This is a genomic window from Natronorubrum halobium, from assembly GCF_051351675.1.
Lineage (GTDB): Archaea > Halobacteriota > Halobacteria > Halobacteriales > Natrialbaceae > Natronorubrum.
Window position 1 is genome coordinate 3,557,494 of record NZ_CP195595.1, and the last position, 13,056, is coordinate 3,570,549.

At 61.0% G+C, this 13,056-nt stretch carries 13 protein-coding genes and 2 pseudogenes; 3 read left to right on the forward strand and 12 right to left on the reverse strand.

What is annotated here, in order from left to right; all coding sequences use genetic code 11:
- Nucleotides 1-2: 2 nt before the first annotated feature.
- On the forward strand, nucleotides 3-500 hold the full coding sequence (locus ACSFC7_RS17650; RefSeq protein ID WP_436344135.1) for an uL15m family ribosomal protein: 498 nt from the start codon (nucleotides 3-5) through the stop codon (nucleotides 498-500).
- A 3-nt stretch (nucleotides 501-503) separates the two neighbouring features.
- The gene (gene secY, locus ACSFC7_RS17655; protein ID WP_436344136.1) at nucleotides 504-1,964 is read left to right on the forward strand and encodes a preprotein translocase subunit SecY; all 1,461 of its coding nucleotides are present in this window, start codon (nucleotides 504-506) and stop codon (nucleotides 1,962-1,964) included.
- A 530-nt stretch (nucleotides 1,965-2,494) separates the two neighbouring features.
- Here secY and ACSFC7_RS17660 read toward each other — a convergent pair.
- From ACSFC7_RS17660 to ACSFC7_RS17710, 11 genes and pseudogenes are all read right to left on the reverse strand, one after another.
- On the reverse strand, nucleotides 2,495-3,964 hold the full coding sequence (locus ACSFC7_RS17660; RefSeq protein WP_436344137.1) for an aldehyde dehydrogenase family protein: 1,470 nt from the start codon (nucleotides 3,962-3,964) through the stop codon (nucleotides 2,495-2,497).
- A 27-nt stretch (nucleotides 3,965-3,991) separates the two neighbouring features.
- Complete coding sequence (locus tag ACSFC7_RS17665) at nucleotides 3,992-4,420, reverse strand: hypothetical protein (protein ID WP_436347979.1); 429 nt, start codon at nucleotides 4,418-4,420, stop codon at nucleotides 3,992-3,994.
- Nucleotides 4,421-4,843: pseudogene (locus ACSFC7_RS17670) on the reverse strand (class 1 fructose-bisphosphatase); the annotation flags it as partial.
- Nucleotides 4,844-4,903: 60 nt separating this feature from the next.
- The gene (locus tag ACSFC7_RS17675) at nucleotides 4,904-5,368 is read right to left on the reverse strand and encodes a PTS fructose transporter subunit IIB (protein WP_436344138.1); all 465 of its coding nucleotides are present in this window, start codon (nucleotides 5,366-5,368) and stop codon (nucleotides 4,904-4,906) included.
- The gene (ptsP, locus tag ACSFC7_RS17680; protein ID WP_436344139.1) at nucleotides 5,365-7,062 is read right to left on the reverse strand and encodes a phosphoenolpyruvate--protein phosphotransferase; all 1,698 of its coding nucleotides are present in this window, start codon (nucleotides 7,060-7,062) and stop codon (nucleotides 5,365-5,367) included. The genes ACSFC7_RS17675 and ptsP overlap by 4 nt, the downstream gene beginning before the upstream one ends.
- Nucleotides 7,063-7,066: 4 nt before the next feature.
- Nucleotides 7,067-7,357, reverse strand: coding sequence for an HPr family phosphocarrier protein (locus tag ACSFC7_RS17685; RefSeq protein ID WP_436344140.1), 291 nt, complete (start codon nucleotides 7,355-7,357; stop codon nucleotides 7,067-7,069).
- Entirely contained in the window at nucleotides 7,354-7,830 is a 477-nt protein-coding gene (locus tag ACSFC7_RS17690) for a PTS sugar transporter subunit IIA (RefSeq protein WP_436344141.1), read from the reverse strand. The genes ACSFC7_RS17685 and ACSFC7_RS17690 overlap by 4 nt, the downstream gene beginning before the upstream one ends.
- 52 nt (nucleotides 7,831-7,882) lie before the next feature.
- The gene (locus ACSFC7_RS17695) at nucleotides 7,883-9,058 is read right to left on the reverse strand and encodes a PTS fructose transporter subunit IIC (protein ID WP_436344142.1); all 1,176 of its coding nucleotides are present in this window, start codon (nucleotides 9,056-9,058) and stop codon (nucleotides 7,883-7,885) included.
- A gap of 241 nt (nucleotides 9,059-9,299) precedes the next feature.
- Nucleotides 9,300-10,208, reverse strand: coding sequence for a 1-phosphofructokinase (pfkB, locus tag ACSFC7_RS17700; protein ID WP_436344143.1), 909 nt, complete (start codon nucleotides 10,206-10,208; stop codon nucleotides 9,300-9,302).
- Nucleotides 10,205-10,972, reverse strand: a complete 768-nt coding sequence (glpR, locus tag ACSFC7_RS17705; RefSeq protein ID WP_436347981.1) for an HTH-type transcriptional regulator GlpR — start codon at nucleotides 10,970-10,972, stop codon at nucleotides 10,205-10,207. The genes pfkB and glpR overlap by 4 nt, the downstream gene beginning before the upstream one ends.
- A gap of 175 nt (nucleotides 10,973-11,147) precedes the next feature.
- The gene (locus tag ACSFC7_RS17710) at nucleotides 11,148-11,936 is read right to left on the reverse strand and encodes a class I fructose-bisphosphate aldolase (protein ID WP_436344144.1); all 789 of its coding nucleotides are present in this window, start codon (nucleotides 11,934-11,936) and stop codon (nucleotides 11,148-11,150) included.
- Between the two features lie 332 nt (nucleotides 11,937-12,268).
- Between ACSFC7_RS17710 and ACSFC7_RS17715 the strand changes: the two are divergent.
- Nucleotides 12,269-12,590 (forward strand): annotated as a pseudogene (locus tag ACSFC7_RS17715) (nucleic acid-binding protein).
- A 167-nt stretch (nucleotides 12,591-12,757) separates the two neighbouring features.
- Here the strand turns inward: ACSFC7_RS17715 and ACSFC7_RS17720 are convergent.
- Nucleotides 12,758-13,018: a cytochrome C oxidase subunit IV family protein gene (locus tag ACSFC7_RS17720; protein WP_436344145.1), complete on the reverse strand. Its 261-nt coding sequence runs from the start codon at nucleotides 13,016-13,018 to the stop codon at nucleotides 12,758-12,760.
- Nucleotides 13,019-13,056: the final 38 nt, after the last annotated feature.

Sequence of the window (13,056 nt, forward strand, 5' to 3'; positions counted from 1 at the left end):
CCATGACGAGTAAAAAACGACGCCAGCGCGGATCGCGCACGCACAGCGGCGGCTCCCACAAGAACCGACGTGGTGCGGGCCACCGCGGTGGCCGCGGCCGTGCCGGACGTAGCAAACACGAGTTCCACAACTACGAACCGAAGGGCAAACACGGCTTCAAACGACCGCAGGATATCCGCGAAGAGGTCGCGGAGATCGACGTCCAGAAACTCGACGAGGACGCGATCCTGTACGTCGCCGACGATCTCGCCGACGAGACCGACGGCGGCTACGCGATCGACGCTCGCGACGTCGTCGAGGACGGTCACGAGGTCGACAAAGTGAAAGTTCTCGGCTCGGGACAGGTTCGAAACCAGCTCGAGATCACGGCAGACGACTTCTCCCAGTCCGCTCAGGAGAAACTCGAGGCTGCCGGCGGCGAGGCCGTGCTCACGGAACGAGCACAGGAGGCTGCAGAAGCTGAGGACGCCGAAGCCGACGACGAACAGAACGAGGACTAACATATGGGATGGAAGGAAGCCGCCGAACCGGTCTTGACGCGGATGCCCGCAGTGCGCCGTCCGGAGGGACACGTTCCCTTCAAGCGCAAGCTGATGTGGACGGCCGGCATCCTCGTGTTGTACTTCTTCCTGACGAACATCGCCTTGCTCGGGTTGCAAGGCGGAGAGGCGAACGACATCTTCGGTGAGTTCCGCTCGGTGCTCGCCGGCGAGATGGGGTCGTTACTGCAGGTCGGTATCGGACCAATCGTCACCGCCAGCATCGTCTTGCAGTTGCTCGGCGGTGCGAACCTGCTCGGTCTCGACACGGACGACCCACGAGACCAGGTGCTCTATCAGGGGCTGCAGAAGCTACTCGTCATCATCATGACGGCGCTGACTGCGCTCCCGATGGTGTTCGCCGGTGGCTTCCTGCCAGCCCAGCAGTCGCTGACGCTCGGCGGACTCGAGTTCGGCGCGACGCAGGTCCAGATGCTGATGTTCACCCAGATCTTCATTGGCGGGATCCTCATCCTCTATATGGACGAGGTCGTCAGTAAGTGGGGGATCGGCAGCGGGATCGGGCTGTTCATCATCGCCAGCGTGAGCCAGCGACTCGTCACCGGGCTCATTCAACCCAGCGATGGCGGGTTCTTCTACGACTGGTACCGGATCTTCACCGGGCGGATCGAGACCGGCTCGCTCGTCTCCGGTGACGGGCTCTACACGCTCTTGTTCAACGAAGGCCAGATCGTCGCCCTGTTGACGACGCTGTTGATATTCGGAATCGTCGTCTACACGGAATCCGTGCGGGTCGAGATTCCGCTCAGTCACGCCCGCGTCAAGGGTGCTCGCGGTCGCTTCCCCGTGAAGCTCATCTACGCGAGCGTCCTGCCGATGATCCTCGTTCGCGCGCTGCAGGCGAACGTCCAGTTCATGGGTCAGATCCTCAACAGTCAGTGGGCCGGAATGCCCACGTGGCTCGGTGTCTATTCGGGCGAGGAACCCGTCAGTGGGTTCTTCTACTACACCTCGCCGATCTACTCGCCACAGGACTGGATGTGGTGGACCGGTGCCGTCACGCAGGACGCGTGGATGGTGTTGATCCGTATGTCGATCGACCTGACGTTCATGGTCGTCGGCGGTGCGGTCTTCGCCATCTTCTGGGTCGAGACCACCAATATGGGTCCCGAAGCCACCGCGAGGCAGATCCAGAACTCCGGGATGCAGATCCCCGGCTTCCGACAGAACGTCGGCGTCATCGAGAAGGTCATGGAGCGGTACATTCCGCAGGTGACCGTCATCGGTGGTGCACTCGTCGGCCTGCTGGCCGTCTGGGCGAACATGCTCGGGACGGTCGGTGGCGTCACGGGGACCGGGCTGCTGCTGGCCGTCTCCATCACGTACAAACTGTACGAGGAGATCGCCGAGGAGCAGATGATGGAGATGCATCCGATGATGCGCCAGATGTTCGGCCGAGAGTAACGAACTCTCCCTTCTCCGTTATTTTCGACAGTACAGAGACATCTGCATCGGTATCCCCGAGTCCACTACACGAGGTGGAGACGGTGACCGTCCGGACGTTTCTACGGGGTCGACGGCTATCTGCATCGCTCATCTGACGGTCTGAGGCCGTACGACACGCTCACTGCTGTTCGGAGACTCGTGACTGACGAAGGAAGATCACGCGGTACCGTCGACTCTGGAACGATTCGGTCCGCCCGTCTCAAGGACGGTGACCGGTCGATCCTCCCGCGGGATGATCCATCCGATACCCTCGACATGGCATATCTGCCCTTCAGCGCACCGTCTATCGATATCTGGGGACAAGATCGACCATCGAACAGATCGTCGACCGTTCCCATCCCCGTTGCCAACTCGAGAGGCTAGTAACGAGTACCCGAAGAATGCAACTGTCGACTCAGACGACCGGCAGCGACGGCCGTTCGAGCTAATCAACTGGTCACTCCAGAGAGCGAACGGTTCCGCCTAACTGGCTGAAGGCGTGGTGGCTATCAGAGGACGATGCTCTTCTTGCGGAGCATCGAGTGGATCGAGGCGTCGAGCCCCTCGCGACCGATTCCTGAATCCTTGTTGCCGCCGAACGGAACATCACCGAGTCCGTGGCTCGGCGCACCGTTGATACGGACGCCACCGGCGTCGATTCGGTTCGCCATCTCCATTGCGCGGCCGTGGTCCCCGCTGAAGACGGCGGCGTCGAGCGCGAGGTCGGAGCTGTTGGCGATATCGATGGCCTCCTCCTCGTCTTCGAAGGTGGTGACGACGGCGACGGGGCCGAACTGCTCTTCGTCGACGATGCGGGCGTCGCGAGGGACGTTTGCCAGGAGCGTCGGTTCGAAGAACTGGTCGCCGAGTTCGTCTGGAACGCCCTTGGGTGCGCGCCGTTCGCCCCCGCGGACGAGGTCTGCACCCTTGTCGATGGCGTCCTCGACGAGTTCCTCGACCCAGTCGGCCTGCGCTTCGCTGATGAGGGGTCCGACAGTGGTGCTCTCGTTGAAGAGATCGCCAGCCTGCCAGGCGTCCACCTGCTCGTCGATCAGGTCGACGAGGTCGTCGTGGACCGACTCGTGAGCGAGCACGCGAGACACGGCCGAGCAGCGCTGGCCGGCGTACTTGAACGAGCCCTTGGCACAGTTGCCCGCGACGTCGGTGAGATCGGCGTCGTCGAAGACGATCGCGGGCGCGTTGCCGCCCAGTTCCATGTGCAGGTTGACCATCCCGCTCTCGCGCGCGACGTGTTTCCCAGCGCCTGAGGAGCCCGTCATGGCGACGGCGTTGATGCGGTCATCGCCCGACAGGAGATCGCCGATCTCGCTGGCCTCGCCAGGAACGAAGTTGAAGGCACCGGCAGGGATGCCGTCGACGTCGCTGATGACGTCCGCGAGGATCGCGGCCGAGATCGGGGTCTTGCTCGCGGGTTTGAGCAGGACGCTGTTACCGGCGGCGAGTGCAGGGGCGACCTGCAGTACCGTCGTGGCCAGCGGGTAGTTATACGGCGTGATACAGAGCACCGCACCGATCGGCTCGTGTTTGACGATAGCCTGCCAGCCCTCGTGGCCCTCGGTCGACCCCTCGCGATATTCGCCCTTGCTGACGATGTTTCGGGCCTCCTCGGCCGCCCGATCGAACCGTTCGGCCGCACTCCCAACCTCGCCGCGGGCCGAGGAGATCGGTTTCCCAGCTTCTCGGACGATGGTGTCGGTGAGCGTCGCTTCGCGCTCGCGAAGCCCCTCGGCGATCGCCTCACACCACGTTGCGCGTTCGACGACCGTCGTCTCGCGCAGTTCGGGCTTGATCCGGTGGGCCGCCTCGAGCGCGGTCTGTACTTCGACCGGGCCCGCTATCGCCATCTCGGCGACGGTTCCGCCGTCAGCGAGGTCGGATACCGAGAGCGTGTGACCCGTGTCGACCCACTCTCCGTCGATATAGATCCGTCTGTGTTGTATCTCTGCGTTCATTTCCATGGTTCTACGTATTAGTTTTCGTATGAGTTATTCGGACGTCGTTTCTAGCTGTTCTTCTAGTACACTGATCAGGTCAGTATCCCCAAAGTAAGCCGGAACGCGTTTATGGAGGTCCTCAGGAGTGCTGTCCAGAATCGATTGCTGACCGGTCGAAGAGTGCCCGCCGGCAGTCTCGACGAGGTGTGCAATCGGATTGGCCTCATACTGGAGTCGGAGATCACCGCGTGGGCTGGACGAACGTTCGGGATATCCGAGCAGTCCACCATCGGCGAGAAGATGATCGACATCACCGACCATCGCTCCGGTATACCGAAGTTTGTACTCGTGGTTCAAATCCTTCCAGAACTCCTGAACCGGGTCCGACCACTCGTTCGTCGCTCCGGCGAACCCACAAATTCCGTTCTCCGTGGGGAACGCCAGCGGGTCGGAGTCGACGACCTCGCCATCGTCGATCACGTATCGGGTGACCTCGCCATCAGTGGCAGCCGTCATCGTTGTCAGCGGTCCGTACGTGAGGAAGGCACTGGCGACCAAATCGCGGCCGCTGGCTGGAAGCGGGGCTTCGTATACGCCCACGACCGTACCGACGATATTGTTCGAACGAAGGTTCGACGATCCATCGAGCGGATCGACGGCGACGCTGACTCCCTCACCAACGTGTTCGACGGTCTCGCGCTCCTCACTGGCAAATGCACCAACAGCGTCGATTGAGACGATCCGGTCGTGGATCCGGCGGTCAATTCCGAGGTCCGCGGCCGATTGGGCGTCGCCGCTGGGGTTTTCCGTCGTGGTTTTTCCGTGAGCCTGCCGTAACTCCTCGCGGATCGAGGGTGTTACCGCCACCAGGGCGTCCAAGATCGGCTGCACGTTAGTCATCGGTTCTTCCCTCTCCCGGTCTCGGCCGGCTTCGCGCTGTCACTCCGTGTCGTTGCACCTGCATCACGAGAACAGCCTCTTCAGACGGGCGAACAGTCCTTTTGACGGATCTCCGCCGAGCTGCTCGGGGGCAGATTCGCTCGAGGAGCCCGTACTGTCCTCCTGTGCCGCCGTGCTGTCAGTACCGGTCGTCCCGCCGGCCTCGATGACGCCTGCGTCGCCGGCTTCAGCGCCTTGGACTGCCTGATCGATCAGCCCTTCTGGATCGTTGACCGCATCTTTCACGGTTCCCTTGACGAGCGGCTTTCCGTCGAACCGATCACGGCTGACTGACGTGTCCGCGGCGATGACGACCGCCGCTGCAGCCTCGATATCGTCGGCGGTCAACTCGTTTTCGGCACCCATCGCACCTTGGACTTCGACCTTGATGTCGTGGCCCTGGGCTTCGGCGGTTGTCTCGAGGTTCTCTGCTGCCATCTGGCTGTGAGCGATACCGGTCGGACATGACGTGACTGCTACGAGTTTCATGGGTTGTTGTGGTTCTGAATCCGTTCGAGTACCTGTTCTCTGGTGGCCGCTTCGAGCGCTTCGGACGCCTGTTCGACCGCCTGGGCGGTACCGATCGACTGGACGGCCGCTTTCACTTCCGGCACGGTGACCGCGCTCATGCTCAGTTCGTCGAGTTCGAGCCCGAGGAGCAGTTCGGTCAGCTCGGGGTCGCCCGCCATCTCCCCGCACATACCGATCCACGCGTCGTTCTCGTGGGCCGCCTCGACAGCCCGTGCGATGGCCCGCAATACGCCCGGTCGGCGGGGGTCTCGGAGATCGGCAACGCGTTCGTTTTCGCGCGCCGCGGCCATCGTGTACTGAGTGAGATCGTTGGTCCCGATGCTGAGGAAATCCACTCGGTGGGCGAGTTCCGGAGCGGCGAAGACGGCACCGGGCGTCTCGATCATGACGCCGAGTTCGGGAACGGCGTAATCGACACCGTCCGCCTCGAGCGCGTCAGCGACCGCGTCGACCGTTTCGAGCGCACTGTCGAGCTCTTCGACCGTTGCGACGAGCGGGAACATGATCGAGAGCCGACCGTCACCATCGGCGGCTGATCGGAGCAGTGCCCGCAATTGCGTCTCGAAGAGCTCCGCGTCCGGACCGAGCGATCGACGGATCCCCCGTTCGCCCAAAAACGGGTTCTCCTCGTCGGGAAGATCGACGTAGGGAATCGGTTTGTCGCCGCCGACATCGAGCGTTCGGACGACCACGCGGCCGTCCGGGAACGTGTCGAGCGCTTCCACGTACGTCTCGTACTGTTCGTCCTCGTCGGGTGGCGCCTCGCGGTCGAGGAACAGAAACTCCGTGCGGTAGAGACCGACGCCGTCGGCACCCTGTGCCTTTGCGCCCTCGAGTTCGGCGGGTTGACCGACGTTTGCGGCGACCTCGACTGCGATGCCGTCAGTGGTCGTCGCCGGCTCTTCGTGGATCTCCACCTCGTGGGTGGCTCGCGCCGTCTCCTGGCGCTCGTCGCTTGGATCGACGATGAGCTCACCCTCCTCTCCGTCGACGACGACGGTCGTGCCCTCGTCAACGTCGTACAGTTCCTCGTCGACGCCCACCACGGCAGGGAGCGCCAGCGATCGTGCAAAGATCGCCGCGTGTGATGTACGACCGCCAGTAACAGTGGCGAATCCAGCGATATGATCGGAATCGAGTTGGGCAGTATCACTGGGTGTGAGGCGCTCGGCGAGTACGACCGCCCCCTCGGGCAGGTCGCCGAGGTCGATCCGCTCGCCACCGGTGAGCAGTCGGACCAGTCGATCGCGGACGTCGCGAAGGTCGTCGGCCCGCTCGGCCATCCGTCCCTCCATGCCCTCGAACTGTTCGATCGGGTCGGCAAACGCCCGCTGGACGGCGTGCTCGGCGGGCAGCCCGTCCTCGGTCGCACTCTCGACACCGCTCTCGATCTGGGGATCACCGAGGAACTGCAAATGGGCGTCGAATATTTCGGCCTCTTGCTCGCCGATGCGCTCTGCAGTCCGCTCGCGCTCGGCCTCCAGCTCCGAGCGGGCAGTTTCGCGAGCAGCCTCGAAGCGATCGCGTTCGGCTGCTGGATCGACGTCCACCCCGTGGGGGTCGGGAAGATCCGCGTCCGGACTGTACCAGACGACCGTCCCGACGCTCGAACGGGGCGTCGCACCGGTGCCGGTGAGAGTTCGTTCGGCCATCTGCTCAGTTGCTAGCGTCAGCGAGTTCGTCCTCGGGAGTGGTCAGCACCCGTTCGAGAGCGCCCAGCGTCGTCTCCTCGTCGGGACCGTCCGCGACGATCCGGACCGCCTCACCGCTTTCGACGCCGAGGCTCGTGACGGCGATCATGCTCCCTGCGGGGGTAAGGTCGTCCTCGTCGACGTGACCGATCTTGACGTCAGACTCGTGGTCGTTCACCGCCTCGACGAACTTGGCGGCTGGACGAGCGTGGAGGCCTGCTTCGGGCACGACGGTAACGGTGCGCTCGAGACTCATGCTACCGCCTCCGCGATCACGGCCTGTACGTCTCCGGGGGTCTCCGCATCGAAGAGGTCTTCCCGGACCTCGTCGTGCATGAGCGCCCGTGAGAGAGTGCTGAGAATCGTGAGGTGATCATCGGCGCCCGACTCGGGAACGAGGATCATGAAGATGAGTCGTGCTGGCTCGTCGTCCATCGATCCGAAGTCGACGCCGTCCTCCGAGCGTGTGAACGCTACTGACGGTTCGGCGACGGCATCGGTCTGGGCGTGTGGAATCCCAATCCCCATTCCGACGCCGGTCGTCGTCTCCTCTTCGCGTGCGAGCAGGGCCTCGAGAGCCACCTCGCGATTCTCGACGCGTTCCGCGTCGACGAGCAGGTCCAGCAGGTATTCGATACAGGCTCGCTTGTCAGCGGGCGGTGGATCCAGTGTGATGTGGTCGGTCGGGACGAGTGAGTCGATGCGAACTTGATTGAGTGTATCTGCCATAGTATACGTTTGATCTGTGTTCGTAAAGTTGAGTGGGATCAACTTCCAGTGTTTAGTCGTTAGTCTGTGTCGCCGCCTGTGCGCCCGTGTTAGCCCCGGTTTCGACATCGGCGACAGTCTTCTCGAAGTCGGGTTTGATGGCCGTCGCGACGGCCCCGGTCACGAGCGTCCCGAGTGCGATACAGCCGAGGAAGAGTAGCGCGTTGCTCGACAGCAGGAACACGAAGATACCGCCGTGGGGTGCGGGCATCGTGACACCGAACCACAGCGCGGTCGCTGCGGCGGTCGCACTACCGATCATACAACTGGGGATCACGCGCAGCGGGTCGGCCGCCGCATAGGGGATCGCCCCTTCGGTGATGAACGACAGGCCCAGCGGCACCGCGGCCTTCGCGTTCTCGTACATCTCGGCGGAGTACTTCTGCGGTGCGATGAAGTTCGATAATGCCATCCCCAGTGGCGGTGTCATGCCGGCGATCATCACGGCTGCCATCGGACCGTAGATTTGGTCCGCTACGAGCGCGACACCGAATACGTACGCAACCTTGTTGACGGGGCCGCCCATGTCGACTGCCATCATCGCACCGAGGATCGCACCCAGCACGAGGGCGTTGGCACCCTCCATCCCCTCGAGGAAGGTCGTCAACGCATCGTCGACGATTGCGATCGGCACGCCCAATCCGAGGATTACGACCGGGGCCAACAGCGCTGTCGTAAGAACCGGAATAATCAGTACCGGCATCATCGGTTCGATAGGGCTCGGAACCGACCAGTTCTTCATCCATCGGGCGACGTACCCTGCGAATAGGCCGGCTACCAGTGCACCGAGGAATCCGGCGACGGCACCGTCGGCGGCAAAGCCGACGATCGACCCCGCGGCTTCGATGATCTGTTCTTGTTGGATTGCCCACGAGAGGATGAAACCGGGTGCTAGTCCGGGTCTGTCCGCGATAGCGTAGGCAATGTACGCCCCCAAGATAGGGACCATCATTGTGAGGCCGAGCAGGCCGACCTCGGCCAGGTACCACGCGAGCGTTCCCTGCTCATCGAATACCGTTTCAGTGGTTGCAGCGGTGAACGGGAGCTCGGCGACCATGAATGCCACAGCGAGGAAAATCCCCCCGATCGTGACGAACGGGATCATGAACGACACACCGGTCATTACGTCCTCCTTGACGGTGGTGACGTGTGACCGAAGTGCGCTCTCTGCTTTGTCTGATCTTGCCATGCTTCGGGTAGAGTTCCCATCCATTATTCAAAGTAGTTTTCGAACACGATTATTTCTAACCGTATGTTCCGAATTATAAATCGAGGTGTTCACAGTGATCAGTAACATATCGTGTTAATAGTGGTAATATTGCGCTTAGATCGGTAAGGGGGTGTCTGCACGATCAAGGGAGACGATCAAAAATAAAACCAGATAAACAGCAGCTACGCACCCCAATCACAACCAGTCACACGGAAACGACTCATCGCGTCGAGACAGACACTCGTTTAGTCGTGTTCGCCACGTCGTCAAGCGGCGGAATATCTGTGCCCGGTACCGAGACGACTCGCGAGGCGACGGCCACTCCTGACTGTAGTGCTTCCTCATCCGTCGCACCACGGTTGAGCGCGGAGAGAACGCCTGCCAACAGGGAGTCCCCAGCACCGACCGTATCCACGACATCGGTATCTACCGCCGCCGCATGAAGGAGGCCGTCCGGTGTCGCCATGAGAGCACCGTCAGCACCGAGCGAAGCGACCACTCGGTTGTAGCCCATTTGGCGGAGTTGTTCGGCCGCCTCGTAACAGTCTTCCACGGAAGTGACCGGATGTCCTGTTGCCACAGCGAGTTCCTCGCGGTTCGGCTTGCACAATGCGTAGGACGCGTTCAGATCGCGGAGGACGTCTCCGCTGACGTCGACGACAGTCTTCCAGTCGCCGGTTTGTGCGATTCGATCGATCACAGTTGAACCGAGGCCCGGCGGAAGGCTACCCCCTATGACGACGATCTCTGGATTATTGCGTGCTATTGTGTCGAGGAGATCATCGCTCACGTTTCTGTCGACCGTCGGACCGGTATGATTAATCTTGAACTCAGCGTCGTCAGTCAATATTGTGGTGTTTAGGCGTGTTCGGCCCTCGATTTCGACGAAGTCGTTGGCGATTTCCTCATCACTCAAACTATCCCGAACGAATCGTCCGAGGAAGTCGCCGACGACACCGGTCGCGACCGTCGCCGTATCGAGTTCGACGAGATACTTCGAGACGTTGATTCCCTTTCCACCGGGGTCGACGCGCGCGGCATCGGTCCTTGCGACTCCGCCAGAATCGGGGAGATCGTCGACTTTGAGCGTGTGATCGACTGCGGGGTTGAGAGTGACGGTCAAAATCACTGTTCGATCCCCTCGACGATTTCCACGTCAGCGGTTTCGAGCGGTTCGCGCTGGTCGTTCGACAGTGTGGTATCGGTGATGAACACGTCTATATCCTCGAAATCAGCGAATTTTACGAAGCTCTGTTTGCCCAGTTTGGAGCCATCGGATACGAGTACGACACGTTCCGAGTTCTCGATCATGAGCGATTTTAACCGCGCTTCATCCTCATTAGGGGTCATCAATCCCTCGGATGGCTCGATTGCGTTAGTACCCAAAAACAGCAAGTCAAAATTCGTGCGCTCCATGAATCGCTCCGCACTGGGCCCGGTTAGCGCGCGGGTTTCGTGACGGAGTGACCCACCGGTGAGTTTCACGTCGTCGTTCCGTTTCCCTAGTTCCAAGGCTAAGACCGGAGAGTTAGTGACTGCGAGAAACGATCTCTCTCGAGGCACGTTTTTGGCGACCTGCATCGTCGTCGATCCCGAATCGAAAAACACTACCTGGTTCTCGGTGATCTCCTCGACGGCCCGCTCACCGATCGCCATCTTTCCGTTGAGGTTCTGCACCTCCTTCTGGCCGTAGGTCTGTTCCTCCCCGACAGTCGTCGCCGGCACCGCACCGCCATGAGAGCGTTCGATCAGTTGTCGCTCTTCGAGATTGGTGAGGTCGCGACGGATCGTCGCCTTCGAGCAGTTCATTTCCTCGGCGAGTTCGGCGACGGAACACTCGCCTCGTTTGGAGACCAGCTCGACAATCTCGCGTTTTCGCATTGCCGGTAACATAGATGTTTGTTCACGAACGGATAGTACGCCATTGTTCATATTCTTATCTGAGTGTGATCGTTTTTGACCGCCTTTTGTGTAACAACCGATGAGACGAGTTCGACGAGTGCGCGACCGACATCGTATTTCGACCACCAATCACGCCATTCGACGGAAGCCGAGTCTCGACATCGTCTCAATTGTCGAGCGCCTCGTTTGCGGTCGCCCCGTCGAAAACGATCGCCTCGAGGGCATCGAGGATTCGCTCGGGATCGTCTCGCTGCCAAACGTTGCGACCGACTGCGAGGCCACTCACTCCCGCGTTCATCGCTGTCTCCACTAATGACAGGAACTCGCCATCGTCGGTTTTGGAACCTCCGCTCAAGACGACGTTCGTGTCACCTGCCGCGTCCACCGCCTCGGCCATCGCGTCGCCGCTGCGCGGGTACTTCACTTTCGCGATGTCCGCACCGAGTTCGAGCGCGATCCGAGTGGCATACGAGATTACCTCGGGCTTTCGGTGTTCTTTCAGCGCCTGTCCACGCGGGTACGACCACATTGCCACTGGAACGTCGTGTTCGCGGGCCGACTCCTGGACCTCTCGGAACTCGTCGAACATCTCCGGTTCACGGTTGGTGCCTGGATATACCGTGTATCCTACTGCGTCAGCGCCGAGTTCGAGCGCGTACTCTACTGAACACGTCTGCGGTGAGTACGGTTCGCCCATCCAGAGGCTGCTGCTGCCATTGAGCTTCGCCAGCAGATTCACGTCATCGGCATAGGAGGGGTAGTACGCCTCTGCGAGCCCTTTTTGGACTGCGAATCCAGTCACGGCATCGTGAGTCGCCATCTCGAACACCGTCTCCGGGGCAAGTCGTTCGGGAACGTCTGCGAAAGCGGTCGGTCCGTGCTCTAACCCATGATCGTGCGCGAGGATGATCGACTTGCCGTCCCGTACAACCGGTGAGTCATTGAGTGATCGCATTCAACCAAAACTGAACACAGACAGGGGCAAAATATTACTGAAACCGATTATTTCCAATTGTATGTGCCTGAAACGTACGTCGGTCGAACACGGAAAACGACCGGCGATCATTCTTCGAGTCCGCCTACGTAAAACGAATCGAGTATACGGTACGGAACTGACTCGAGAACGACACCTCACTTACCCGGTACCGCTGTTATGGGGCTGCACGATGGTGATGGAAGCGTACAGATACGAAAACGACTCTATGATACTGTTGGATAAAACGGTTCACACACCGATCGCACTCGAGAAGCCGTCGCCGGTGGCGACAGGCTTCGAGACGCGATCGGGTGTTCACGGACGTTTGTCCGACAGTATACCTCCCCGGCCACCCGCGCGGCCCCGGCGGCTCGAAGCAGGTGGAAACGATCGATCTGAGCGCGTACACCGCAGCGGTCGCCACCTGGATGACCTCGGCCGCGACGCCGCCGGGCGTGCGGGAACCGAACACGCTCGCGATCGGCGAATTCGACGTGGACGACAAGCCGGTCCGAGCGATCGGGCGGGCTACGAGCGACGAGGTCGAAACCGGCGACGAAGTCGAACTGATCTCCGTCGACGAACTGCGCGAATCAAAGGAGTAGCATCCGCGAACCCGAGAGCCGGCGGTAGGACGTTATCGGTTCGACTCGATCTACCGTGGTCGGATCGTGGACGGCCGTCTCGAGAACCGAGATCACTTCAGGCTCCGATGCGGTCACGCTAAACAGGGTGGAGAACAGAAACGGACGCTCAGAGCGTTCGGAACGACGATCGGAAAACGGTGACGAGACGAGCGATTACTGGATGGAGTACCCTGCAGCGATGGTTAGCAGGAACACCATGAACACGGCGGTGAGCATCAGGTAGGTGATCGAACGCGGTTCCTCCCGCAGGTGCTGGAAGTAGCCGGCGATCAACAGCGACTTGACGACCGCCAGAAAGACCGTCGCTCCGATCGCGATCTGTTCTGGGATGTCGATGCTGAAGAAGACGAACTTGGCGGTCCCTAACACCAGCAGTACGACGTATATGAGGGCGTATGTCCGAACGTCAGCCATTGGTGTACAATGTGGAAGACGGCCACTTATACCTTCCT